Origin of the sequence: uncultured Sphingomonas sp. (assembly GCF_964237335.1) — a bacterium.
GTDB lineage: Bacteria > Pseudomonadota > Alphaproteobacteria > Sphingomonadales > Sphingomonadaceae > Sphingomonas.
Window position 1 is genome coordinate 1 of sequence record NZ_CAXSHM010000041.1, and the last position, 23,549, is coordinate 23,549.

Annotated in this window: 23 protein-coding genes; 9 read left to right on the forward strand and 14 right to left on the reverse strand. The window is 67.9% G+C overall.

The features are described 5' to 3' along the window. Positions 1 to 133: 133 nt before the first annotated feature. Positions 134 to 796 (forward strand): hypothetical protein, encoded by a 663-nt coding sequence (locus ACFE65_RS15135; RefSeq protein WP_375383202.1) that lies wholly within the window; start codon positions 134 to 136, stop codon positions 794 to 796. On the opposite strand, the gene ACFE65_RS15140 is transcribed toward ACFE65_RS15135, so the two are convergent. From ACFE65_RS15140 to ACFE65_RS15170, 7 genes are all read right to left on the reverse strand, one after another. After that, positions 787 to 957, reverse strand: a complete 171-nt coding sequence (locus ACFE65_RS15140; protein ID WP_375383203.1) for a hypothetical protein — start codon at positions 955 to 957, stop codon at positions 787 to 789. The genes ACFE65_RS15135 and ACFE65_RS15140 overlap by 10 nt on opposite strands. A gap of 17 nt (positions 958 to 974) precedes the next feature. Next, positions 975 to 2,603, reverse strand: coding sequence for a hypothetical protein (locus tag ACFE65_RS15145; protein WP_375383204.1), 1,629 nt, complete (start codon positions 2,601 to 2,603; stop codon positions 975 to 977). A gap of 281 nt (positions 2,604 to 2,884) precedes the next feature. After that, positions 2,885 to 3,649 carry a hypothetical protein gene (locus tag ACFE65_RS15150; protein WP_375383205.1) on the reverse strand — a complete coding sequence of 255 codons (765 nt, stop codon included), beginning with the start codon at positions 3,647 to 3,649 and terminating at the stop codon, positions 2,885 to 2,887. Positions 3,650 to 3,654: 5 nt separating this feature from the next. Continuing rightward, entirely contained in the window at positions 3,655 to 5,259 is a 1,605-nt protein-coding gene (locus ACFE65_RS15155) for a flavin monoamine oxidase family protein (RefSeq protein ID WP_375383206.1), read from the reverse strand. Further along, entirely contained in the window at positions 5,256 to 5,738 is a 483-nt protein-coding gene (locus ACFE65_RS15160; protein ID WP_375383207.1) for a Rid family hydrolase, read from the reverse strand. The genes ACFE65_RS15155 and ACFE65_RS15160 overlap by 4 nt, the downstream gene beginning before the upstream one ends. A gap of 483 nt (positions 5,739 to 6,221) precedes the next feature. Continuing rightward, a complete protein-coding gene (locus ACFE65_RS15165) occupies positions 6,222 to 6,485 on the reverse strand; it encodes a type II toxin-antitoxin system RelE/ParE family toxin (RefSeq protein WP_375383208.1) in 264 nt (87 codons plus the stop codon). Between the two features lie 17 nt (positions 6,486 to 6,502). Continuing rightward, complete coding sequence (locus ACFE65_RS15170) at positions 6,503 to 6,673, reverse strand: stability determinant (protein ID WP_375383209.1); 171 nt, start codon at positions 6,671 to 6,673, stop codon at positions 6,503 to 6,505. 477 nt (positions 6,674 to 7,150) lie between these two features. On the opposite strand from ACFE65_RS15170, the gene ACFE65_RS15175 reads away from it, so the two are divergent. Next, the gene (locus ACFE65_RS15175) at positions 7,151 to 8,326 is read left to right on the forward strand and encodes an AIPR family protein (RefSeq protein ID WP_375383210.1); all 1,176 of its coding nucleotides are present in this window, start codon (positions 7,151 to 7,153) and stop codon (positions 8,324 to 8,326) included. 7 nt (positions 8,327 to 8,333) lie between these two features. Here the strand turns inward: ACFE65_RS15175 and uvrA are convergent, their stop codons facing one another. After that, positions 8,334 to 11,336 carry an excinuclease ABC subunit UvrA gene (gene uvrA, locus ACFE65_RS15180; RefSeq protein WP_375383211.1) on the reverse strand — a complete coding sequence of 1,001 codons (3,003 nt, stop codon included), beginning with the start codon at positions 11,334 to 11,336 and terminating at the stop codon, positions 8,334 to 8,336. Positions 11,337 to 11,566: 230 nt separating this feature from the next. Here uvrA and ACFE65_RS15185 point away from each other — a divergent pair, with 230 nt between their 5' ends. From ACFE65_RS15185 to ACFE65_RS15205, 5 genes are all read left to right on the forward strand, one after another. Next, positions 11,567 to 11,965: a DUF3597 domain-containing protein gene (locus ACFE65_RS15185; RefSeq protein WP_375383212.1), complete on the forward strand. Its 399-nt coding sequence runs from the start codon at positions 11,567 to 11,569 to the stop codon at positions 11,963 to 11,965. Between the two features lie 173 nt (positions 11,966 to 12,138). Continuing rightward, positions 12,139 to 12,351, forward strand: coding sequence for a cold-shock protein (locus tag ACFE65_RS15190; RefSeq protein ID WP_375383213.1), 213 nt, complete (start codon positions 12,139 to 12,141; stop codon positions 12,349 to 12,351). 79 nt (positions 12,352 to 12,430) lie between these two features. Next, positions 12,431 to 12,703: a hypothetical protein gene (locus tag ACFE65_RS15195; protein ID WP_375383214.1), complete on the forward strand. Its 273-nt coding sequence runs from the start codon at positions 12,431 to 12,433 to the stop codon at positions 12,701 to 12,703. A gap of 61 nt (positions 12,704 to 12,764) precedes the next feature. Next, positions 12,765 to 13,154 (forward strand): hypothetical protein, encoded by a 390-nt coding sequence (locus ACFE65_RS15200; protein WP_375383215.1) that lies wholly within the window; start codon positions 12,765 to 12,767, stop codon positions 13,152 to 13,154. Between the two features lie 19 nt (positions 13,155 to 13,173). Next, entirely contained in the window at positions 13,174 to 13,599 is a 426-nt protein-coding gene (locus tag ACFE65_RS15205; protein ID WP_375383216.1) for an OsmC family protein, read from the forward strand. An 80-nt stretch (positions 13,600 to 13,679) separates the two neighbouring features. Here ACFE65_RS15205 and ACFE65_RS15210 read toward each other — a convergent pair whose 3' ends face one another. Continuing rightward, positions 13,680 to 13,856, reverse strand: a complete 177-nt coding sequence (locus ACFE65_RS15210; protein ID WP_375383217.1) for a hypothetical protein — start codon at positions 13,854 to 13,856, stop codon at positions 13,680 to 13,682. A gap of 115 nt (positions 13,857 to 13,971) precedes the next feature. On the opposite strand from ACFE65_RS15210, the gene ACFE65_RS15215 reads away from it, so the two are divergent. Next, a complete protein-coding gene (locus ACFE65_RS15215; RefSeq protein ID WP_375383218.1) occupies positions 13,972 to 15,888 on the forward strand; it encodes a prolyl oligopeptidase family serine peptidase in 1,917 nt (638 codons plus the stop codon). A 15-nt stretch (positions 15,889 to 15,903) separates the two neighbouring features. Here ACFE65_RS15215 and ACFE65_RS15220 read toward each other — a convergent pair whose 3' ends face one another. From ACFE65_RS15220 to tgt, 4 genes are all read right to left on the reverse strand, one after another. Then, complete coding sequence (locus ACFE65_RS15220) at positions 15,904 to 16,953, reverse strand: cell wall hydrolase (RefSeq protein ID WP_375383219.1); 1,050 nt, start codon at positions 16,951 to 16,953, stop codon at positions 15,904 to 15,906. Between the two features lie 106 nt (positions 16,954 to 17,059). After that, positions 17,060 to 19,903, reverse strand: coding sequence for a M16 family metallopeptidase (locus ACFE65_RS15225; protein ID WP_375383220.1), 2,844 nt, complete (start codon positions 19,901 to 19,903; stop codon positions 17,060 to 17,062). Between the two features lie 102 nt (positions 19,904 to 20,005). Further along, positions 20,006 to 20,194, reverse strand: a complete 189-nt coding sequence (locus ACFE65_RS15230) for a hypothetical protein (RefSeq protein WP_375383221.1) — start codon at positions 20,192 to 20,194, stop codon at positions 20,006 to 20,008. Positions 20,195 to 20,203: 9 nt separating this feature from the next. Beyond that, positions 20,204 to 21,346: a tRNA guanosine(34) transglycosylase Tgt gene (tgt, locus tag ACFE65_RS15235; RefSeq protein WP_375383222.1), complete on the reverse strand. Its 1,143-nt coding sequence runs from the start codon at positions 21,344 to 21,346 to the stop codon at positions 20,204 to 20,206. Between the two features lie 103 nt (positions 21,347 to 21,449). On the opposite strand from tgt, the gene ACFE65_RS15240 reads away from it, so the two are divergent. Then, positions 21,450 to 22,373: an alpha/beta hydrolase gene (locus tag ACFE65_RS15240; protein WP_375383223.1), complete on the forward strand. Its 924-nt coding sequence runs from the start codon at positions 21,450 to 21,452 to the stop codon at positions 22,371 to 22,373. A 92-nt stretch (positions 22,374 to 22,465) separates the two neighbouring features. On the opposite strand, the gene ACFE65_RS15245 is transcribed toward ACFE65_RS15240, so the two are convergent. Further along, positions 22,466 to 23,549, reverse strand: a 1,084-nt coding sequence (locus tag ACFE65_RS15245) for an OB-fold nucleic acid binding domain-containing protein (RefSeq protein ID WP_375383224.1), incomplete at its 5' end; no start/stop codon positions are given.

Here is a 23,549-nt window from a genome sequence, read left to right on the forward strand (position 1 = left end):
TTCTCGGTGGAAATCTATGCCTTCTCCGGGTCAGCTCTCAGTGGAAATCAACAGACGAAGGGGGTGGCACATGCCCTGGCTTCCTTAAAACCACCTGCTACGGTCTCTTCTTCAAACAACCGGGGGCAGGACGATGGCGGGACGCACAACCCAGGCGATCATCCTCGCGGCATCCGTGCTGCTCGTCGGCCCGATGTTCGTCCCCGAAGCGCTCGCCTTCCCCTTCCACGCCCGCGTGGGCGGCGCGAGCGTCTGGTCGGAGACAACCATTCCGCCTGCGATCGTCGGCGTACTCGCCCGCGCCGACGCGCTGGTGCGCGCCAGCCCGATCGACGGCCCGGTCACCGGCCGGCGCATCTTCCTCACCGATGGGGGCTGGCGCTGGCAGTGGCTGGCGATCGGAGTGAGTGGAGCGATGGGGCTCACCCGCTCATTCTCGGAAGCCGTGATCGTCAACCGCAGCGACGTGTCGACCGACCGCGTGACTAACGGCCCAGGCGCAGCGAATACGCGCACCCTGTCCGGCGTCATCGCGCACGAACGCACGCACGGCCTGATCCGCGCGCGCTATGGCCTTGTCGCCGAGCGGATGATGCCAATGTGGCTGCGGGAGGGCTATCCGGACTATGTCGCGCGCGAGAGCAGCCTGTCGTCCGAGTCCGACGTTGCCGCGCTTCGCCGCACCGACCCCACCGCTCCCGCGCTCGCCTATCACGACGCGCGACGGCGCGTGGCGGCGGCGTTGGCGGCAAACGGCGGCTCGGTCGACCGGCTGTTCGCGGAGGCTCACCGCTGAGCAAGGCAGACGCCCGCGCCGCGCTGGAAGCCGAATGGCTGCGCCTCACTCGCGTCATCCTGCCCGGCCTCGCGGGTGGGCGCGGCTGGCCGGTGCGGGCGGACCATTGTTTCCAGCGCATCCTGCTCGACGATGCGGTGGGCGGGCGCTGGTACGATCATGTGGCGGGCCGTCCCGCCTATCGCCACCTGTCGGATGCCTTGCTCGCCCAAGCGGTCGCGGCGGCGCGCGCGGTCGCGGCGGGGGAGGCGTACCTGGTGGCGATGAACGCGCGGTCGCTGGCGTGGCGTGGTCGCGGCGGTGCGGTCGCGGCGCCCGGACGACGGGTCCACAGTTCGACATCGCCGACGCGGGTCGCCGGCCGGTAATCGCCGAGCACCGCCGCGACCGGCGGGCGCCGTCGCCAGTCACCCAGTGTGGCGTCGATCAGCAGCACGTCGGGCCGGCCCTGCCGTACATCCGCCATGAAGGCACCGGCTTCCGCCTCGGCAATCGCGTCGAGCCGCTGCCGCTCGTCCGGTACTACGGCGCCCGACGCGATGCGCGTGGCCACGCCGCCGGTCGCCCACAGCGCGCCGCTGCGTCCCACCCAGCGCCCGGCGACCTGGCGCACCAGGGGATGACCGACGCCGATCTCGTCGCTCAGCGCGATCATCCGCGGGTGCGGCGGCGCGACCTGCGCGACCGCCTCGGCCAGGCCGGGGTGCCCGGCGACGCTGCTGAACGCGTGCCATTCCAGCATCGCGAGCATCACAATCGCCGCCAGTCCCACGGCCCGGCTTTGCCGAAAAGGCCCGTCGTCCGACAGGAGGACGCCAAGCGCCAGGAAGCCGAGCGCGGCGGCCGGGTAGGCGTGGTTTAGATAGCCCTTGCCCTGCACCACGCCGGCGATCACGAAGCCCGACGCCGCCGCGCCGAGCACGGCCGGTACGATCCCGACGCGTGCTCCCCGCAGCCACCAGGCGAGCGCGGCAAGCGCCACCGGGAGTGCCACGACCGGGCCCCGCATCAGCGTGATCGGGTCCTCGCGCAGCGGCAGGTACACCGCGCGCAGCAGTGGCAGCATCGCCAGGTAATCCGGGAAGACGATGAGCACGACGGCGACATAGCCGGCGACGATCACGGCGGCGGCCGCGCTTTCCGGCCCCAGCACCGCGACGATCGACCGTCGCCGCACCGCCGCCACCCCGATCGGCAGCAGGAAGGCCAGCGCGAAATGCGGCTTGATCGCGATGGCCAACCCGCCCGCGACGCCAGCGAGCAGCGCGGCCTGGCGCGGCACCGGCATCGCCGCGGCGCGGCAGGCGATCGCCGCCAGCGCAGGCAGCGCGAGCAGAACCGCGACATGCTCGCGCTGCGCGAAGCATGCGCCCGGCAACAGGAGGAAGACGGCCATCGCCGCCGCCATCAGCGTCGAAACCTTCGGTTCGGCGATCAGCCCCGCGCGCGTCAGAATCCGGCCTGAAACCGCGACCATCGCCGCCGCCAGCAGCGCGACCGCTGCCATCGTCGCCCGGTCGGCGCCGATGTCGGTCCAGCGACCGATCAGGATCGCGGGCAGATAGATCAGCACCGACGCCGGCGGATTGACCTCGATCACGTCGCGGTACAGCCGCGACCCGTCCAGCACCCGCTCGCCCACCGTCAGCAGCCACGAGACGTCGCAGTCGAGCCCCAGGTGGGCCTGCTGGCCAAGGGCGATGATCGCCAGCAGCATCGCCACCGGCCAGCCGAGCAGATCGCGCGATGCACCATCGCGGGTCGACTGGGCGCGGGCAGCGGGGAGTGTGGCGACGGCTGGGATCATGGCGGTTCCGTGAGGACGACCGCCATGCCCTATCGCGCTGACCTTACGATCGCGTTGCGGGTCGATGCCGTGGTGTGGTCCAGGATGCAGGGGGCGCCGATAGTCTGCCCGCGTGGACAGCGCACGTTTGGCGGGACATGCGCGATTTGAACCGCTCCGCTGCGGTGCTGCCCTTGAACCGAAGCGGACAAGAGCTGCGGCTGTTGTGGAATAAGGACCATGATCTTCAACAGCTTCGCCTCGGAGAGGGCAAGCGCCTTCAGCGCCTCCCCGCGGATCACCTAGAGCGAGTACGCCGGTAAGGGTGGGACAAGCGGTACATCGGCGCGGGCCGCCGCCCGGATGGCAGCGACGAACGCGCTGGCGACCAGTACCGCTGTGAGCCAGCCGACCAGCAGCGCATCGACGATCAATGCCGGCCAGAGCAGCGGCCGGGGGCCGATCAGAGCGAGCGCGCCCAGCACATAGTGCGGAATCATGAGCGGCAGCATGGCGGCCAGGAGGAAGCCGAACGTCCACGGCAGCTGTCGAGCCATGATCCTGATCGACTCAAACGGGCCGATCATCGGATTGCCCAATGCCGCCGCGGCTCCCCAGCCCGCCAGCAGGCACCCGATCACTTGCCCTGCCAAGAGGCTGGCCAGCAGTGCCGACCCGGTTTGCGGAAGGACGAAAAGTTGCACGGCCGCCGTCACGATCCCGAAGGCCAGATAGCCACCGAACAGCATCATCGAACAACTGTCCGCCCGCCGCGTCAGCTCGGCGTCGTGCCAAGCGAGAAAGCGCGCGATCCAGTAGCCAGGCACCATAAGCGCCACGAGCTTGAGGAAGCCGAAGCCCATACGCCACGGATCATGCTCAAGCGCCTTTGCAGCGGCGATGCTCGCGTACAGACCTATCCGCACTTCTACGACATGTTGCGCAATCTCGAACACCACCGGCACCAGCGCAAGCAACGGATGGGCCACCAGAAACGCGACACTGCCGGTGTAAGTCGCCTTCAACCCTTGCCAGAAGGTAGTCGCGCTCGCCTGCTCGGAAAGCATCCCGCTCACGCCTTCCTCGTCACCACCTTGTCGCCCGCCGAGCGCGCCGCGATCAGTTTCATCGCCTCGAACGACGACAGCGCCGCACCCTCCTGCCACGCGCCGATGTAGCTCAGATGCTCGCCCGCGAAGAACACGCGGCCTTCGGGCTTGCACAGCTCGGCATAGTCGGTGGTGCGCTGTTCGGGTCGCCAATTGGCGGCGATGCCCTCGCTCCACGGCGTCTGCGTCCATGACACGGTGAGCGGCTTCTCCAGCAAGCCGGATTTTCCCGGGTGCATCCGCTCCACGACGTCCTTGCACACCGCGAACCGCTCGTCCGCGGTCATGCCTGCGAACTTCTGGCCCGCGGAGCTCGCGCCGTTCGCGACGCCCGGCGTTGGGCCGAAGCCGCCGCTCGAATAAGCGGTCATCAGGATGCCGCGCGGATTGTACCAGTCGCCGCTCGGATACCAGACCAGCGCGTTGGGCTGGTCGGTGAAGGCGAGGCCGCCCATGATGCCGTCGTCCTGCCAGAAGCGCGGGCTTTCCCACGCCACCTTGGTCGAGATGCCGTACAGGGTGTTGGCCAGGGCCTGCTTCTTCGCCGCCGACAGCCGCATGGTCAGCTTCTTCACCATCGTGGCAGGCAGGGTGCAGAGTACGTAGTCGCCCTCCACCATGCCGCCGTCGGCCAGCATCACGCGCACGCCGTTGTCGATCTGGCCCACCGCGGTGACGGGCGTATTGAGCCGTACATCGTCCTTCACATGGCCGTAGATCGCATAGGCGATGCGATCCATGCCGCCGACCGGCTGGAACATCGGCGCCTGCTGGTCGAACGTCTCCTCGAAGCTGAGCCCGCCGCCCCAGAAACCGTCCTCGATGATGCGGTGCAGCGTCAGCGGGTCCATCGTCTGCGGCGGATGCGCGAAGCCGCCGGGATCGACCTTGTAGCCGTTGCGGTCGGAGCCGGTGTAGCTGCCGTCCTTCCCCAGCGCGCCCCATTGCGCGAGGTAGGTCTTGAGCTTCTCCTTGTCGTCCGGCGTCATTGCTGTGTCGAGGCTGTTGCCCGCGAGCGATTTCTCCAGCAGCTCGGCGATGCGGCCCTTGGTGTCGTTCACCGCCTGGCGCTCGGTGACCGCGTCCTTGTTATAGTCCCAGTGCGCGGAGCGGTCGACGTTGACCATCACTTCCAGCGGCACGTCGAACTGGCGCGCATAGCCCAGGATGGTGGTGTGCGCGGTCGGCAGCCGCGCGGCGCCGGCGTTCATGTAGAAGCCGTTCTGGAACTGACAATATTGGTCGGGCCGGCCGATCTGCTCGACGCGGTCGCCGCCGCGCACGGACCAGACGCGCCCGCCGACGCGGCCGCGCGCCTCCAGCACCGTCGTCCTGTAGCCCGCCTTGCCGAGCTCGTACGCCGCGACCAGCCCGGCGATGCCCGCGCCCAGGATCACCACATGCTTGCCCGCGCCCGATCCCGCCGGCAGGTTCGGCTTCGTCGTCTGCGCGCTGGCGGGAGTGGCAAGCAGGCCCATCGCCTGCATCGAGAGGTAAGTCGCCGAGAAGCCGCCCGCGCGGCCCATTGCGTGGAGGAACTGGCGCCGGGTCGCGGGGGAACGCCTCACTTGCCCATCACCTTCGCGGCCTGGACCTCGATCTCCACCAGCCCCCAGGGTGCGGCGAGCGCGGCGACCTGCGATGCAATGCGCGCCGGCTTGTTGGGCTGCGCAGGCGTGCCGTAGACTTCCTTGTACGCCTTCATCATGCCGGCGAAATCGAGCCTGGGCTGCCCGGGCGGCGCGACGAGCAGCACGCGCATCATCACCACGTCGCCCGGCCCCATGCCGTTCTTCGCGAGCTCCGCGTTCAACTTCTTGAGGACGGAGCGCGTCTGCGTCTCGGTATCGCCATGGTCGCCGTCGGGCTTGGTCGGGTCGACCGGATCGGCCAGCATGCCCGACACGTACAAGGTCGTCGCGCCGGCGGGCACGGAGACGGAGGTCGAGATGAACGCGGCGGGCGCGCCGTTGTGCACCACCTGCGCGGCGGCCGGCAGCGCCGCGCCGATCGCGATCGCAGCCAACCCGGTCGCCGTTCGGCGCATCATCATTCCATTCATGTCCGGCCCTTTCGTGTCCCGTTCCGCCCGCCAGTCTATGCGGCGCCGCAACATTAGCAATGCTGAGGACGAGAAAAGAAGGGATTGATTGCACGTTGGGGAAACGGCCACGCTTGGCCGTCTGACCTGCCTATGTTCGCGGAGCATCATCCTCGGCGTCACCTATCCTGAAGAAAGCGGCATGGCTGTCCAGATCGCCTGTAGCTGGTGCGGCAGCACGAATGTGAGTCGCGATGCCTGGGCGACTTGGGACGGGGCGGCGCAGACGTGGGTGTTGGGCGTCGCGTTGGATGACGGCTTCTGCCATCGATGCGAGCGGGAGCGAGGCTTGGAAGAGCAGCCTATGACCGCGACCGCCTTAGTGTGGTAAGCGGTCGGCCCCGTCATCATATAGCTGTGTGCTTTTCCGCAAGCGCGGACCGGCTGAACAGCGCAAATGAACGAGGCGCTGCGCAAGGTGGTGAGGCTTTAGGGGTATTGCTGTCGTGCATGCAGGACGGCGATCACCTCGATCACTTCGGCGACGCGATAGACAATGATGTAATTGGGGTGCACCACCGCCTCGCGCGTTCCGGGCACCCGGCCGGGGCGATGGACGTAAGGAGCGTCGGGCAGACGCTCGACAACGTTCTCGAAGATGGTAGCGAGGCGCTCGGCGGCGGCAGGATTGCGATCCGCGATATAGTCGATGATCTCGCGCGCTTGCCCTCGGGCCCTTGGCCGCCAGATCACGGGCCGCACTATTCGTGCTAGGCCTTCGCAGCGATGATCGCGTGCAACTCCGCCATCACTTGGTCGTGAGGGATGCCTGGCGACAAATCGGACAGCGACGCCTCCACTTCCGCACGGAACCAGGCGTCATATGCCTCCGCGTCCTGCGTCGACGCGAACTCGGACACGATAGGGTCTAGCTTGGCCACCCGGCGTGTTTAGCGGATTGGTGGTCGAGATGGAAGATTACGTCCGACCGGCAGCCGCATGAGGCGGGTCGCATCGCGCATGATCTACGTGTGTCGCCGGGCGCGCCGTTGGGCAGCCTCTCGGAAAAGCGCAACGGCACGCGCGTCTCGTCCCAGCCGGAACGGAGCTCGTCGAGCGTGGCGCGGGAAGCGAAGGAATTGCACACGGCGCGCGAACGCTAAGATTTAGCCAAAGCTAAATCCAGCGCCGCGCAGCAGCGCGGGCGCGCCCGGCCGGCGGGTCGGCACCGCCGAGCCCGTCCGACGACTCGGCGCGGCTCCGCCGCGACGTGTACGAAGCGCTGCAGTACCAAAATACTGGTGGACCCTAACCGCGCTTGACAACAATCGAACTTGTTCCCATTGTCGCTAGGCTATCACGTGTCTTGGGCAGATGCCTGACGACTTAACAACGTGTAGCGTAGTTGGAGAAACAAAATGACGTCCAAGCTGACGCCCGGCGCTTCTACGCGCCTGAACTATGTGCTGATCCGCAACATCACTACTCCTGAAGAGTCCGAAAATGGGGCGATGACTTATAGCGTCGTACTCAAGGCGGACGAGATCCTCAAATTGAGCACAGAAGGCAATCTTCGGACGTACATCCCCGAGCACAATCTTAAGAAGCGCTCGATGGTTCACCGAGCAATAGCCTCGACTATTCGAAACGATTGCGATCGATTTTCTCAATTAAATAGCGGTTTTCTGATCGGCGCCTCCTCTGCGAAGATTGATGACGCTAAAAAGACAATAGAGCTGCATCATGCATCCGTTAACAATGGCGCTCAGTCACAGGGCGAAATCCGCTATTATTTCGCGTCGTGTGAAGAGAATGAGGAAGAGCCAAACTCGTTTCATGTTCGCGCTGAAATTAGTGTAGAGCCAGACGCGGCGACTCGTACTAAAATTGCGATTGCTCGTAATACTGCAACAAAGATTCAAGATATTTCAAGTGCTGGCGCGCGTGGGTATTTCAATGAGCTCGCCGAGAGTTTCCAAGAAGCTTATCCGAACCTTCGTTTAGCAAAAAGCGAGACTGATTACGGCGACGATGTCGTCGATACCCGCTTGGTGCTCCAAGTTTTATGGGCCATCATGCCCGACGAAATAGCGCCAAGTTCAAGGCGTTCCGTTGAAGCACGAATGCGTTCTTATAAGAATGCGGCATCTTGTCTTGACGATTTCATGAAACTCTACGACGCCAAAGGAGCGGACGACGAAACCGCAGAACGCTACCGCTACTTTCTTGATATGGCTCCAACTGCTTGGCAACTTTATACACTCTGGAGAACGCATCCCGACTGGGAAAAGCTTCGGCTTAGGGAAGATGCAAAGCAGGTAAAAAGAACCGCAGATGGAAAAGTCGAGAAGGTAGCTGATGGTGTAATATTTCCGATCCTTTCAGCGCTGTCTAAGTTTGTCATGTTCGATGAAGAGGATGGAATGTGGCTCTATAAGGCGCCAGCGGTGTTTCAGGATAAGATGATGGCCACAGCTGCGCGCCGACAGCTTCGTGCGCACGATGGAAAGCCGATGCATATGGGGCGATCCTCAAGTGCCTATGAAGCACTTCAAATGATGACGGAAATGGCCCTAGACCTTACTGACGACTAGATTGCGATTAGCGGCGGCGGGATAGATGACTTCTCGACTCCGCCGCCATCCGCACCCCGCTCCCCTTCCTCCCCAACAACGGCGCCAGATACCGCCCCGTAAAGCTCGCCGCCACCTTCGCCACCGCCTCCGGGACGCCTTCCGCCACGATCTCGCCGCCCTTCACGCCGCCCTCCGGGCCCAGGTCGATCACCCAGTCGGCGGTCTTGATGACGTCGAGGTTGTGCTCGATCACCACCACGGTGTTGCCCTGTTCCACCAGCGCGTGGAGCACTTCCAGCAGCTTGCGCACGTCCTCGAAGTGCAGCCCGGTGGTGGGCTCGTCGAGGATGTACAGCGTGTTGCCGGTCGCGCGGCGCGCCAGTTCCTTCGCGAGCTTCACCCGCTGCGCCTCGCCGCCCGACAGCGTCGTCGCCTGCTGCCCGACCTTGACGTAGCCCAGCCCGACCTCGGCCAGCATCGCCATCTTCTCGCGGATCGGGGGCACCGCGCGGAAGAACTCGGCCGCGTCCTCGACGGTCATGTCCAGCACGTCGGCGATGCTCTTGCCCTTGAACTTCACCTCCAGCGTCTCGCGATTGTAGCGCGCGCCGGCGCATACGTCGCATGTCACGTACACGTCGGGCAGGAAGTGCATCTCGATCTTGAGCACGCCGTCGCCCTGGCACGCCTCGCACCGGCCGCCCTTGACGTTGAAGCTGAACCGCCCGGGCTTGTACCCGCGCGCCAGGCTCTCGGGCAGGCCGGCGAACCAGTCGCGGATCTGCGTGAAGGCGCCCGTATAAGTGGCGGGATTCGACCGCGGCGTGCGGCCGATCGGCGACTGGTCGATATCGATCACCTTGTCGAGGTGCTGCAGCCCGCTGATCCGGTCATGCTTGCCTGCCAGGATGCGCGCGCCGTTCAGCTCGCGGCTGGCGGCGGCGAAGAGCGTGTCGATGGTGAAGCTCGACTTACCGCTGCCCGACACGCCGGTGATGCAACAGAAGGTGCCGAGCGGGATCGACGCGCTGACGCCCTTCAGGTTGTTGGCAGTGGCATTGTGGACGGTCAGCTTCTTGCCGCTCCCCTTGCGGCGCTTGGCGGGCACGGGAACCTCGCGCGTGCCGTTGAGGTAGTCGGCGGTCATCGAGCCTTGCGTCGCCAGCACCTCGGCGAGCGTGCCCTTGGCGACGATCGCGCCGCCGTGGACGCCCGCGCCCGGCCCCATGTCAATGACGTAATCGGCGGTGCGGATCGCGTCCTCGTCATGCTCCACCACCAGCACGGTGTTGCCGAGATCGCGCAGCCGCCGCAGCGTTTTCAGCAGCATGTCGTTGTCGCGCTGGTGCAGCCCGATCGACGGCTCGTCGAGAACGTACAGCACGCCCGACAGCCCGCTGCCGATCTGCGACGCCAGACGGATCCGCTGCGACTCTCCGCCGCTGAGCGTGCCCGACGTGCGATCAAGGTTGAGGTAATCAAGCCCGACATTGTTGAGGAAGCCCAGCCGCTCGACGATCTCCTTCAGGATGCGCTCGGCGATCGCGTTCTGCTGGTCGCCCAGATGGCGGGGCATGTCCTGGAAGAAGGCGAGCGCGTCGACCACCGACAGATGCGTCGCATGTGCGATGTCCTGCATGGCGATCTTCACCGCCAGCGCCTCGGGCTTGAGGCGGGCGCCGTGGCAGACCTCGCACGGCTTGGCGGACTGGTACTTCACCAGGTCCTCGCGCATCCACGCGCTTTCCGTCTGGAGCAGCCGGCGCTGGAGGTTGCCGACCACGCCCTCGAACGGCTTGGTGACGTCGTATTTCTTCTTGCCGTCGATGAACGTCAGCGTGACGGGCTTGCCGTCGGTGCCGAACAGGATCTTGTCCTGCGTCTCGGGGTGCAGCTCGCCCCATGGCGTGTCGAGGCTGAAGTCGAACGCATTCGCCAGGCTGCCCAGCACCTGCATGTAGTAAGGGCTCGGCGGATTGGACTTGGCCCAGGGCACGACCGCGCCCTTCTTGATGCTGAGCCCATGGTTGGGAACGACGAGGTCCTCGTCGAAGATCAGCTTCTCGCCCAGCCCGTCGCACGCGGGGCATGCGCCCTGGGGGGCGTTGAACGAGAACAGCCGCGGCTCGATCTCGGCGATGGTGAAGCCCGACACCGGGCAGGCGAAGCGTTCGGAGAACACGATCCGGCCGTCGGGCGCGTTGGTGCCGAGCACGGCGGACTTGGGGGTGCGCGGCGTGACGGGGGACTTCTTCGCGCCCGGCTGGTCCGCCGCGGGATCGTCGGCCGGCGGCGGATCGACCGGATCGACATAGGCGAGGCCGTCGGCGAGCTTCAGCGCCGCCTCGAAACTCTCGGCGAGCCGCGTCGCGATCGAGTTGTCGCCTTCGGTGGGGCGCACCACCAGCCGGTCGACCACCACCTCGATATCGTGCTTGTACTTCTTGTCGAGCGTGGGTGCGGCGTCGATCTCGTACACCTCGCCGTCGACGCGGACGCGGGTGAAGCCGGCCTTCTGCCACTCCAGCAGCTCCTTGCGATACTCCCCCTTGCGCCCGCGCACGACGGGGGCGAGCAGGTACAGCCGTGTCCCCTCGGGCAGCGCCATGACGCGGTCGACCATCTGGCTGACAGTCTGCGCCGCGATCGGCAGCCCGGTCGCGGGCGAGTAGGGGGTGCCCACGCGCGCCCATAGCAGGCGCATGTAATCGTAGATCTCGGTGACGGTCGCCACCGTCGACCGCGGGTTGCGGCTGGTCGTCTTCTGCTCGATCGAGATGGCGGGCGAGAGGCCCTCGATATGGTCGACATCCGGCTTCTGCATCAGCTCCAGGAATTGGCGCGCATAGGCGGACAGCGATTCGACGTAGCGCCGCTGCCCCTCGGCATAGATGGTGTCGAACGCTAGGCTCGACTTGCCGCTGCCCGACAGCCCGGTGATGACGGTGAGCGTGTCGCGCGGGATGTCGACGTCGACGTCCTTGAGGTTGTGCTCGCGCGCGCCGCGGACGCTTATGCTGGTCAGCATTCGGAAAACCTCTGCTGAGCGATCTGGGTGAGGGACATGGGCGGGTTCTACTTCCGTTCCGGGTAGCGGGCCAGAGGTGAAAATAGGGGGACGGCGAGGACGTTGCGAGGTGGCGGACGGGGCGCGCATATCTGCCGGGCGCAGGCGCACCCGGAACCGCACCCGGACCCATCGCCTGGCCCGCACGTTCGCTGCGCGCCTAGGCATCCCGCCGAGGACGGAGTCATAGCATGAGCATCTTCAGCGCGATCAAGAACGCGATCTTCGGCCACAAGTCCGCCCAGCCCGCAGCCCCCGCCGCCACGACCGCACCTGCCACCGCGCCCGCCGCCACGGCCGCACCCGCCGCCGCTCCCACGCCGCAGCAGCCGGTGGACGTCGGCGCCGTGCTCACGCAGATCGAAGCCGAGAAGGGCAACCCGGCGCTCAACTACAAGACGTCGATCGTCGATCTGATGAAGCTGCTGGACCTCGACTCCAGCCTGTCCAACCGGGAGCAGCTCGCGACTGAGCTCGGCTACACCGGCGCGAAGGACGGATCGGCGGAGATGAACATCTGGCTGCACCAGGCCGTCATGACCGAGCTGGAGAAGAACGGCGGCACCGTTCCCGCCGACCTCAAGCATTGATGGGGGAGGAGCGCGGATTTGCAATCGGCCGCGCTCCGGCCCATAAAGGGGTGGCTACAGTCGCACATCGAACGGTCTACGGCGCTTTGCGGCTCCCTCTTCCTTCTTTCCCTGCTGCCACGGCACCGGGCGGTTCGCCTTTCGACCCGCCCCGCAACAGAAGGAATATCCACATGGCCACCACTGGCACCGTCAAGTTCTTCAACGCCGACAAGGGCTATGGCTTCATCGCTCCCGAGAATGGCGGCGCGGACGCGTTCGTCCATATCTCCGCCGTCGAGCGCGCGGGCATGCAGACGCTGAACCAGAACCAGCGCGTCAGCTACGAGCTGGAGCAGGACCGTCGCGGCAAGATGAGCGCCGTGAACCTCCAGGCGGCTGACTGATCCGGCCGGCGGCGGCGGCTCCGGTCTTCCGGGGTCGCTGCCGCCGCCGCATTTCCCCAACCGCAGGAGTCCGGCCCGCATGAACGACAATCCTGACTTCTACCGTACCCGCGCCGAGGAAGAACAGGCCAACGCCGACGCCGCGACGCTCGACAACGTCCGCGACCGGTGCGAGCGCGCCGCCAAGGCATGGGCCACGATGGCCGATCGCGCCGAACGCACCCAGACGATGCGCCTGACCCGTGAGGCGGCGACCCGCGAGTCCGTCGCGGCCGCCCGCTCCGCCCAGTCGATCGGTAGCGCCGGATCGGCCGATCTCCACGCCGATCTTCGCAAGGCCACCGCCGATTGAGCGACGGACCGGAACGGGCGCCCTAGGCATCCGTTTGTCCCTCGCATCGAGGAGAACGGCCGTGGATTACAAGAAGCTCAGTCTCGGCCTCGGGTTCTTCTCGCTGGCGCTGGGCGCCACCGAACTTCTAGGCGCGAAGTCCATTGCCAAGGCGCTGGACGCCGACGATCATAGCGGGATCGTCAAGGGCTTCGGCATTCGCGAACTCGCCGCCGGGTTCGCCATACTGGCTCAGCCGGCGGTCGCTACCGGCGTCTGGGGCCGCGTCGTCGGTGACGTGATGGACATCGTCGCGACCAGTGGCGCCGCCAAGAACAGCCCGCGCAACAAGTCGGCCTGGGGCGCTCTGGCCTTCGTCATCGGCGCCACCGCCCTGGATGTGTGGGTGGCGATCGGGCTGGACAAGGAAACCGGCAAGACCCTCCCGACCCATCCGCCACTGCCCGCCTGATCTCATCGAAGGGACCACAATGACGACCCGCACCGCATCCGCCCGCTACGATGGCCTCGGCCGCGATGGCAAAGGCCATATAACGTCCCAGTCAGGTGTGCTTGACGAAACGCCCTACGGCTTCGGTACCCGCTTTGGCGATGAAAAGGGCACGAACCCCGAGGAGCTGGTCGCCGCGGCGCATGCGAGCTGCTTCACGATGGCGTTGGCCTTCGCCCTCGCGGGGGCGGGGCATGAGGATGGAAAGCTCGAGACGACGGCGAAGGTGACGCTCGACAAGGACGGCGCGGGCTTCAAGGTGACGCGGTCGGACCTGACGCTGACGGCATCGGTGCCGGGTATCGAGCCTGCCGAGTTCGAGAAGATCGCGGCGGAGGCGAAGGCTAACTGCCCGATATCGAAGCTGCTGACCGCCGAGATCACGCTGACCCATACGCTCGACTGAGCGGAACCGACCGTACGGAGCGTTACATTGAAAAGCCGTCGGCCTAAAACAGACCGGCGGCTTTTTGCTGCGTCCGTAGTTCAGTTGCCGAGCAGCGAACTCTTGCGCGGGATCGTCTCGCCGCTCGGCTGATCCTTGTCGAGATGTTCGGACGGGCGGCGCGCGTCACCATCGCGCTGATGCTCGGTCGACAGGTTCGGGCGATCGGTCTCGGTGGTCGGATGATCGGCGTCGGCGGCAGGGTGAGAGTCGGCCATGGTTCTTCTCCTTCGAAGCCACCAACGCACGGGTCCGTCGTCGCGCTCCGCGACACGATCGCTTGCCGGTCGCCGCGAAGCTGGTAACTCTGACGGTGTCCCCTCGGAGATGTTCATGCGCCGTTCGATCCTGCCCGTCCTCCTCGCCGCCGCCGTCATGGCACCGACCGCGTTCGCCGCCCCCGTCCATAACTACGGCGGCCTGGTGCTGTCGTCCGCCGGCGACACGATCGCGACGGTAGAGACGCCGGCTGGCGCGACGCGGCCGGTAGTCACGTTGCGGTCGGCGAGCGACGGGCATGTGCTGCGCACGCTCGATCCGTGTCCGACCTGCGGCTATTCGGGGCTGACGTTCGGTCCGGACGGGAAGCTCGCCTTCGTGGCACGGAACCGGGCGACCTCCATCGCGATGCTGGAGGTCGCCGATGGCGCGGCCGTCACCTCCGTCGCGACGATCGCCGGGCTTGCCTCCACGCCGCGCTTCTCGCCCGACGGGCGCCGGATCGCGCTGCTCGTCACGCTGGGCGCGACCAAGGAGACGGGCGCGACGCAGGCGGGCGCGCGGCAGGTCGGCGAGATCGGCGAGACCAGCGACGAGCAACGCCTCGCCGTCTTCCCGGTCGCAGGGCCTGCCCTAAGCGCCGCGCAGGTGACGCCGATCAGCCCCGCCGACCGCTTCGTCTACGAATATGACTGGACGCCGGACGGCCGCGGCTTCGTCGCGACCACCGCGCTCGGCAACGGCGACAACAATTGGTGGGTCGCGACGCTCGACCGGATCGACGCGACGACGGGCGCGGTCACGTCGATTGCTAAGCCGGCGACCCAGCTCAACTTCCCGCGCGTTTCACCCGATGGGCGCAGCGTCGCTTATATCGGCGGGTTGATGAGCGACAACGGCTCGGTCGGCGGCGATATCTGGACCGTGCCGCTCGCGGGCGGGACGCCCAAGGACATCACGCCCGGCGTGCCGATGACGTTCACTTCGCTCGCGTGGACCAAGGCCGGCATCCGTGCCGTCGCCCTGGCCGGTGACAAGATGCAGATCATGGTCGTTGCGCCCGGCAAGGCGATGGCGTTCGGGTTCAGCCGGCCCGTCAGCCTTGCCGCCGGCGATGGCCGCGTCGCCTTTTCGGCGGACGGGGCGCACTCGGCGACGGTGGCGCAGGACTTCACCCATGCTCCGGCGATCTGGGCGGGCCAGGTCCTGACGCCCTTGCAGATCACCCACGACAACGACGCCGCGCCCGCGAATGTCGTCGCCCGCTCCATCACCTGGAAGAGCGAGGGGTTCACCGTCCAGGGCTGGCTGCTGTCCGCGCCCAACGTCGATCCGACGCGCAAGGCACCGATGATCGTCGCGGTCCACGGCGGCCCGTCGGCGGCGAACAGCCCGCGCTATTACGACAGGGGCCTGTCCACCGCCGCGACCGATGCGGGCTATTATCTGTTCCTCCCCAACCCGCGCGGCTCCTATGGGCAGGGCGAGGCCTTCACCGCCGCCAACAAGCGCGATTTCGGCGGCGGCGACCTGCGCGACATCCTGGCGGGCGTCGATGCGGCGGAGAAGGCCGCGCCGATCGACGATGCGCGGCTGGGCATGACGGGGTGCAGCTACGGCGGCTTCATGGCGATGTGGGCCAACACGCAGACGAACCGGTTCAAGGCGATCGTCGCCGGCGCAGGCCTGTCCAACTGGGTCAGCTATTATGGCACCAACGGCATCGATCAGTGGATGACGCCGTTCTTCGGCAAGACGGTGTACCAGGACTTCAAGGCCTATGAAGACGTCTCGGCGGTGTACCATGTGAAGACGGCGCATACGCCCACCTTCATCTACGTCGGCGAGCGCGACATCGAGGTACCGCCGACCCAGTCGATCGAATGGTGGCATGCGCTGAAGAGCCAGGGGGTCGACACCAGCCTGGTCATCTATCCCGACGCCGGCCATTGCGCGCCGACGCAATCGGCGGACATAGCCAAGCGGAGCATCGCCTGGTTCGGCAAGTATCTGGGCGCCGGCCGTCCCTGACCGTCGGGCACGCCGCTAGCGCAGCGGCGTGCCCGAGTCCTTCCAGCGGTCTAGCACTGACGAGGACGGGAGCGAGCTCGCCGGCGCGGCCGACTGCGCCAGCGCGTTGCCCGCGTCGGCGTGGGAGGGTTGGATCGAGGTCGCGGCGGTGACGGCGGGCGCGCCGACGGCCGCGAGGACCGGCATCACCGAAGCGGGCAGGGGCAGCGCGGGCGACGCGGGATCGGGCAGGCGGGCATGGGGTCCGGGCACCGGCTCGTGCTCCGACCACGGCTGGTGGAACGCGGCCGCCGTTCCCCAATAGCCCTTCCACCGATGGAAGAAGTGCGCGCCGATCGCGTCCGTCATCACCAGCGCCCTGTTCCAGGCCGGAGTGACGGCAAACGTATGGTAATGCGTCGCGAGGCCCACCGGCGCGAACACCTGCCCGGCGAGCGCGTCCGAGGCGATCCGCAACGCACGCACCCAGCCGTCGCGCGACCTCGCCCGCGCCATCGAGCCGTCGCAGGCGAAGCTGAACTGGCAGCCGGCGTGCTCCGACCCCTGGTAGACCACGCCGCAGACGGTGGCGGGAAAGGCCGGGTGGCGGACGCGGTTCAGCACCACCTGCGCCACCGCTCGCTCGCCGTCGTCGCTCTGGTTGCCGGCTTCGTAATAGATCGCGGCGGTCAGGCATTCCAACGCCCGCCCACGGTCCAGCGCGCCGGCATGGCCCAGCAGGAACGGCCGCGCCGCGACGACGGTGGTCGCCGGATCGACCGACGCCATGCCGCTGCCGACCGGCTCGGGCGGCGGTGCGACCGTGCCCGTCGACCCGGGCGCGGGGGCGGCGAGTTCGAGCCTGGCCGACGAAAGCGGAGCGACGGGATCGGCGGCATAGGCCAGCGCGGCGCCGGGAAAGTGATCCTGCGCCTCGAACCCCGATGGTTGCGTCATCTCAGTCGAAAGGCCCTCGCGATGGTCGCGAATCGCTCGCCATGCGGGATGCACCCACGCAAGGCAGGCGAGCAGGACCAGCGCCAACGCGCCGTTCCTCAGCCGCCCCGCCACTTGCCACACCGCCACACGCGTCTCCCGATCAGCGCGCGCATAACCGATGCCGCCCGCATCCGCTGCCTGCGATTTCGCCCTGTACCACTCCGGTACGGATTGGGGTTAAGGCAGGATTAGTCTAGCGGAGCGTACCCGTTTCGAGGTTCAGGGCCGTGGCCGGGATCACCTCCAGCGTAGGATAGATCTTGCGTAGCGCGTCCGCGAACTGCTGGGCGTCGCCGACCACGACGACGGTCGCGAGCGCCGGATCGACGACGCGCTTCGCCGCCGCGACCACGGCCGTGGCCGGCACCGCCTGGACGGACGCGGCATAGCGCTGCAGCTCGGCAAGCGGCACGCCCCGCAGGACATAGCCGCCGACCAGCCCGGCGATGCCCGCTGTCGTCTCGGTCTCGCGGCCGAAGTCTCCGATCAGCGTCGCCTTGCGGGCATCGAGCTCGTCCGGCGCGGGGCCAGGCCCCGTGCCGAGCCGGCGCATCTCGCCGGTGATGAGGCCTACAACCTCGGGCGCAGATGGGTTCTTGGTCTGCACCAGCGCCGCCAGCGCGCCGCCGTCGCGCCCCGCCGCCAACTGGCTGCCGGCGCCATAGGACAGGCCGCGCTTGATCCGGATCTCCTCGTTCAATCGCGCCGAATAGCCGCCGCCCAGCACTGCGTTGGCGACTTCGGCGGGCTCATAGCCGGGGTCCCGCCGTGCGATCGCGGGCCGGCCGACGGCGACCGCCGCCTGGCCCGCGTCGGGCAGGTCAATCACGATCACGCGAGGCGCGGGGTAGCTCGTAGAGACAGGCATCGACCGAACGAGGGTCGTCTTCGAGGCGGGACTCCAGGCGCCGAACGCCCGCTCCGCCTGGGCGCGCACGGCATCCGGCGTCACGTCGCCGACCATCACCAGCGCGGTGCGTTCCGGCCTCCAGGTCTGCGCATAGCTGGCCGCGACGTCGTCCCGCGTGATCGTCTTGAGCGACACAGGCGTGCCGCTTAACGCCTCGCCATAATTGCCGTCGCCGAAAACGGCGCGTCGGACCGCCAGGCGCGCAAGCGGCCCCGGACTCTTCAGCGAGGCAGCTACGCCGTCGATCGCCTGCGCCCGAGCGCGATCCAGCTCCGTCGGCGCGAACGCGGGATGTTGCGCCACATCGGCGATTATCCCGAGCGCGGGCGCGATCTGGTCGGACTTCACCGTCATCGATAGGGTGGCGCCGTCGCGATCGATGCCGGTGTCGATCGAGCTCCCCAGCGTCTCCGCATCCAGCGCGATCTGCGTCGCCGATCGGGTCGCGGTGCCCTTGGTGAGCAGGTCTGTCGCGAGGCTCGCGGTGCCGGCCTTGCCGATCGGATCGAGCACACCGCCGCCGACCGCGACCAGCGCGGCGGTGACCAGCGGCAGGTCGTGCCGCTCGACGACCACCAGCCGCATGCCGTTCGCGAGCCGCATCTCGGTCGGCAACGGCACCTTGGGCGAGATCGTCGCCCCGATGGGGGGAAGCGCCGCGCGCTGGTCGGCCGGCGCCTGCGTCGTCACGGCCAGGTTCGCGGGCGGGGCGAGCGGCGCGACCTGCACCGTCGAGGCGATCGCGATGGGGTCGCTGGCAGTACCGGCGGGCTTCGCGTCGGCGGGCAGGTAACGGATCGTCGCCGACGACGCGTCCGCGAGGTAGCGGCGCGCCGCCTGCCGGACATCCGCCGGCGTGATCGCGGCGATGGCGGCGAGCTGGCGATCCGACGTGCTGGGATCGCCGTCGATGATGACCGACGACGCCAGCGTCCGCGCCTTGCCCTCCGCCGTCTCGCGGCCACGGATCGCGGCCGTGAGCAACTGGTTCTTCGCCACCGCCAGTTCGGCCGCGCTGATCGGCCGATCCCGCAGCCGCGCGATCTCGCGCCGGAGCGCCGCTTCGCCCGCGGCGGCGGTCTTGCCGCCGGCGAGGACCGCGAACACCTCGAACAGTCCTGCGTCCTGCCGCGAGTCGACGGTCGCGCTGACGTCCTGCGCCAGGCTGTCGCGATAGACGAGCGTCTCGTGGAGCCGCGAACTGTCGCCGGTCGCCAGCACGGCGCTCAGCACCTCCAGCACGGGCGTGTCGGGGCTACGGTCCGGCGGGATCGGATAGCTCAGCATCACCGCGGGCAGCGGCGTGTTGGGCTCGTAAGTCGTGCGGCTGACGGGGGCGGTGCGTGCCGGCTCGTCGACATGGACGCGAGGGATCGGCGCGGAGGAACGCGCGATTGGTGCGAAATACCGGTCGATCCACGCCTCGAGCTGCGCGGGATCGAAATTGCCTGCGACCACCAGCACGGCGTTGTCGGGGCGGTAATAGGTCGCGTGGAAGGCGCGCACGTCGTCCAGCGTCGCGGCGTCGAGGTCCGCGATACTGCCGATCACCCCGCGCGCATAGGGGTGCCGCTGGTAGGACAGCGCGGGCAGGTAGGTGCCGTACAGCTTGCCATAGGGCTGGGCGAGGATGCGGGTGCGATACTCCTCCTCCACCACGGCGCGCTCGGAGGCGAAGTTCGCCTGGTCCACCACCAGCCCGCTCATCCGGTCGGCCTCCGCGAACAGCAGCCGCTGCAGGTGGTTGGCGGGCACGACCTCGTGATATTCGGTGTAGTCGTCGTTGGTGGACGCGTTGTTGTTGCCGCCCACCGCCTCGGTCAACTTGTCGAACTGTTCCGCGTCGAGGTTGCGCGTCGCCTTGAACATTAGATGCTCGAACAGGTGCGCAAAGCCCGAGCGGCCGGCGGGATCGTCCTTGCCGCCGACGTCGTACCAGACCTGGACCGAGACGTTGGACGTGTTCGTGTCGCGGATCGCGTACACGCGCAGGCCATTGGGCAGCGTGCGCTGCGTGAAGGCGATCGGCTGCACTGCGGCTTGGGCCAGGGGCGGGCGGGACTGTGCGACGGCGAGCGTCGGCGTCGTCAGCGCGGCGGCAAGCAGGGCAGTACGAAAGGGGCGCATGGGAACCTCGGGAAGACAGGACGGGCGCAGCTTGTGCATGGCCCGTTCCGTTCCGGCAATGGTCCGCGACCAGGGTGCCCGGCGCTGCCGCCGGGTCTAGGCTTAAGCGTCTTCCCCGCCGCTCCGTGCGTACAGCACCGCCGCCGCGATCGCGGCCGAGCCGATGCCGACGCCCAACCCGATCCGGCCGAGCTGCCAGCGTCGCGCGCGGGCCGCGTCGATCGAAGCGGCGGCGGCCTTCGCCTTCTCCGCGGCATCGCGGGCGGTGGTGACGATCTCGTTGTCGGCCATCATTCTCTCCTATGTCGGCCGGGTGTAGCGCGCGCGGAAGTCGTTGGCGAATACCGTGAGCCGCCCCTCCACGATCGCCGCGCGTAGGTCGGCCATCAGCGTCTCGTAGAACCAGACATTGTGCTGCGTCATCAGCATCGCGCCGAGGATCTCCTGCGAGCGGACGAGGTGATGGAGGTATGCCCGGCTCCCGCCGCCGGCGACTGCGACCGCGCAGACTGGGCAGGGGCAGGAGGGATCGAGCGGGCCGGTGTCCTCCGCGTGCCGCGCATTGCGCAGGTTGAGCGGGCCTTCCCGCGTGAACGCCTGCCCCGTCCGGCCCGAGCGGGTGGGCATCACGCAGTCGAACATGTCGACGCCCCGCTCGACGGCGCCGACGATGTCGTCGGGCTTGCCGACCCCCATCAGGTAACGGGGTCGATCGGCGGGGAGCTGGCCCGGCGCATAGTCGAGGCAGGCGAACATCGCCTCTTGTCCCTCGCCGACGGCCAGCCCGCCGATCGCATAACCGTCGAAGCCGATATCGATCAGCGCGCCGGCGGATGCGTGGCGGAGGCTCTCGTCGAGCGCGCCCTGCTGGATACCGAAGATCGCGTTATGCTCCGCATGCGCGCCGCCGCCCTCGAATGCGGCGCGGCTGCGCCTGGCCCAGCGCATCGACCGCTCCATCGCCGCCGCCTGCACCTCGCGCGTCGAGGTGGTCGGTACCAGTTCGTCGAACGCCATGACGATGTTGCTGCCCAGCAGGCGCTGGATCTCGATCGACCGCTCCGGCGATAGCAGGTGGCGGCTGCCGTCGAGGTGCGACTTGAACGAGACGCCCTCTTCCGAACGTTTGGTGAGGTCCGACAGGCTCATCACCTGATAGCCGCCGCTGTCGGTCAGGATCGGCCGATCCCATCCCATGAAGGCGTGCAGGCCCCCCAATCGCGCGACCCGTTCCGCGCCCGGGCGGAGCATCAGGTGATAGGTGTTGCCGAGGATGATGTCGGCCCCCGACGCGGCAACCTCCGCCGGGCGCAGCGCCTTGACGGTGCCGGCGGTGCCGACGGGCATGAAGGCGGGAGTGCGGATCGTGCCGCGCTCCATCTCGATCGCACCGGTGCGCGCAGGTCCGCAGGTGGCGTGGATCGAAAAGGCGAAGCGGGTCATGACGGCCGGCTCTGGCCGAGCAGGCGACGGGTGTCGAGCATCGAGCATCGAGCATCGAGCATGGTGCTGGCGTTCGCACGGTCCGGCGGGCAGGATGCGCGGCATGGTTCGCCTAATCCGCTTTGCGCTGGTCGCCTCCGCCGCGATCGTGAGTGCGACCACTCTTCATGCCGATGCGCCGCGTCTGCTGACCTGGCCCGACCTGACCGCTCGCGCGCGTCCGCACGCCGACGCGACGTTGAACTACGGCACCGATCCGTACCAGCGCGTCGATCTGTGGCGACCGGCGGGGAAGGGGCCGTTCCCGGTCGTGCTGATGGTCCACGGCGGCTGCTGGACGACATCGGTCGCGGACCGGACGCTGATGGACTGGATCGCCGCCGACCTGCGCCGGTCCGGCATCGCGGTGTGGAACATCGACTATCGCGGCGTCGACCGGCCAGGTGGCGGCTATCCGGGCACGTTCGCGGACGCGGGAGCGGCGGCGGACCTGCTGGGCGCGAAGGCGGGGCAGTACGGGCTCGACATCACGCGTGTCGTCGCGGTGGGTCACTCGGCGGGCGGGCATCTGGCGCTGTGGCTGGTCGGGCGAGGGCGGCTGCCGGCGGCGAGTCCCCTGCACGTCGAGCATCCGTTGCGGATCGCGCATGTCGTCAGCTTGGGCGGGCTGCCCGACCTGGAGGCGACTGCCGCCGCCAAGGACAATGGGTGCGGGACTGCGGTGGTCGGTCAGCTCGTCGGCAAGGCCACGCCGTCGCACCCGGACGTCTATGCCGACACGTCCGTCCCTCGCCTGCTGCCGCTCGGCGTGCCTCAGGACCTTGTGAACGGCGAGGACGACACGATCATACCGATGCGGCTTGGCACCGGCTATGTCGCCAAGGCGCGGGCGGCGGGCGATCGGGTCGCGCTGCATCGCGTGCCGGCCACCGGCCATGTCGAACTGATCGCGCCGGAGACGGTCGCCTGGGCAGAGGCGAAGCGGCTGATCGTCGCTGCCTTGAAGTCGCCGTCACCCCGGACTTGATCCGAGGTCCCGCTTCTTCTCCTGCCTCCAAATGACAAGGTTAGCGGGACGCCGGGTCAAGCCCGGGGTGACGGGAGCTGGTACGAAGCGGATCACCGGAAATCATGCGTCCGCTGGCGCAGCGCCTCCTCCGGATCGCACCCGTTGCGGAACGGCGGGTGGTAATCGCGCCGGCCCTTGGGTTGCCACCCCGCGTCGCCGCGATCGGGTGAGCCGGGATGCGTCGCGCCGTCGCCGGGGCTCGTCATCCGCGGCAGGTTGATCTCGCCCACCCGGCGCAGCATTGGGGTGCGGTCGACGATCCGGTCGGCGATCACATGCGCCACCTCGCCCTCCTTCTGTACGCGGCCGACGACGGAGATCATCGCCGACGACATGACGGCGGTGCGCTGCTTCTCGAACCGGTCGGGCCACAGGATGATGTTGGCAATGCCGCTCTCGTCCTCGATCGTGATGAACAGCACGCCCTTGGCGCTGCCCGGCTTCTGGCGGACGAGGATGATGCCCGCGACCTCGATGCGCTTGCCGTCGAGCCGCGTCACCTCGGCGCATCGCACGATCCGCTCGGCGGCGAGCTCGCCGCGCAGGAAGAACAGCGGGTGCTCGCGCAGCGTGAGCTGCGTGGCGCGGTAATCCTCCACCACCTCGCGTCCGGCCGACAGGGGGACGAGCGACACCGGCGGCTCATGCCGTTCGGCCAGCGCGAGCAGCGGCAACGGTTTCTCACCCAGCCCACGGATCGCCCACAGCGCCTGCCGCCGGTCGAGCCCCATGCCGGCGAACGCGTCGGCGCGCGCCAGCGCCTCCAGGCTGGCGAGCGGCACGCCCGAGCGGCGCCACAGGTCCTCCACCGAGGCGAACGGCACCAGGCCACGCGCCGCCATGATCCGCGCGGCGTGCAGCTCGGGAAGCCCGGCGACGACGCGCAGACCGAGGCGCAAGGGGAGCAGGGGTCTCCTCGCCACTTCTTCGTCACCCCGGGCTCGACCCGGGGTGACGCTGCCTTTTTGTGAGGGGGAAGAAGCGTCACCCCGACTCTGCGGCCGGGGTGACGAAGGAATGGACGGTGGCGTGGCGCCCACCAGCATCGTGTCCCACCCGCTCTCGATCACGCATACCGGCATCACCTCCACGCCATGGTCGCGCGCGTCGCGGACGATCTGCGCGGGGGCGTAG

Excerpts from the sequence above, each read along its gene's own strand:
- ACFE65_RS15160 (WP_375383207.1), bottom strand. The coding sequence starts at position 5,738 with ATGCGCCGAACGGCGACCGGGTTGGCTGCGATCGCGATCGGCGCGGCG.
- ACFE65_RS15195 (WP_375383214.1), top strand. The coding sequence starts at position 12,431 with ATGAACGACAATCCTGACTTCTACCGTACCCGCGCCGAGGAAGAACAG.
- ACFE65_RS15140 (WP_375383203.1), bottom strand. The coding sequence starts at position 957 with ATGATCGTACCAGCGCCCGCCCACCGCATCGTCGAGCAGGATGCGCTG.
- ACFE65_RS15215 (WP_375383218.1), top strand. The coding sequence starts at position 13,972 with ATGCGCCGTTCGATCCTGCCCGTCCTCCTCGCCGCCGCCGTCATGGCA.
- ACFE65_RS15135 (WP_375383202.1), top strand. The coding sequence starts at position 134 with ATGGCGGGACGCACAACCCAGGCGATCATCCTCGCGGCATCCGTGCTG.
- ACFE65_RS15190 (WP_375383213.1), top strand. The coding sequence starts at position 12,139 with ATGGCCACCACTGGCACCGTCAAGTTCTTCAACGCCGACAAGGGCTAT.
- ACFE65_RS15240 (WP_375383223.1), top strand. The coding sequence starts at position 21,450 with ATGGTTCGCCTAATCCGCTTTGCGCTGGTCGCCTCCGCCGCGATCGTG.
- ACFE65_RS15210 (WP_375383217.1), bottom strand. The coding sequence starts at position 13,856 with ATGGCCGACTCTCACCCTGCCGCCGACGCCGATCATCCGACCACCGAG.
- ACFE65_RS15225 (WP_375383220.1), bottom strand. The coding sequence starts at position 19,903 with ATGCGCCCCTTTCGTACTGCCCTGCTTGCCGCCGCGCTGACGACGCCG.
- ACFE65_RS15185 (WP_375383212.1), top strand. The coding sequence starts at position 11,567 with ATGAGCATCTTCAGCGCGATCAAGAACGCGATCTTCGGCCACAAGTCC.
- tgt (WP_375383222.1), bottom strand. The coding sequence starts at position 21,346 with ATGACCCGCTTCGCCTTTTCGATCCACGCCACCTGCGGACCTGCGCGC.
- ACFE65_RS15150 (WP_375383205.1), bottom strand. The coding sequence starts at position 3,649 with ATGCTTTCCGAGCAGGCGAGCGCGACTACCTTCTGGCAAGGGTTGAAG.
- ACFE65_RS15145 (WP_375383204.1), bottom strand. The coding sequence starts at position 2,603 with ATGATCCCAGCCGTCGCCACACTCCCCGCTGCCCGCGCCCAGTCGACC.
- ACFE65_RS15230 (WP_375383221.1), bottom strand. The coding sequence starts at position 20,194 with ATGGCCGACAACGAGATCGTCACCACCGCCCGCGATGCCGCGGAGAAG.
- uvrA (WP_375383211.1), bottom strand. The coding sequence starts at position 11,336 with ATGCTGACCAGCATAAGCGTCCGCGGCGCGCGCGAGCACAACCTCAAG.
- ACFE65_RS15175 (WP_375383210.1), top strand. The coding sequence starts at position 7,151 with ATGACGTCCAAGCTGACGCCCGGCGCTTCTACGCGCCTGAACTATGTG.
- ACFE65_RS15205 (WP_375383216.1), top strand. The coding sequence starts at position 13,174 with ATGACGACCCGCACCGCATCCGCCCGCTACGATGGCCTCGGCCGCGAT.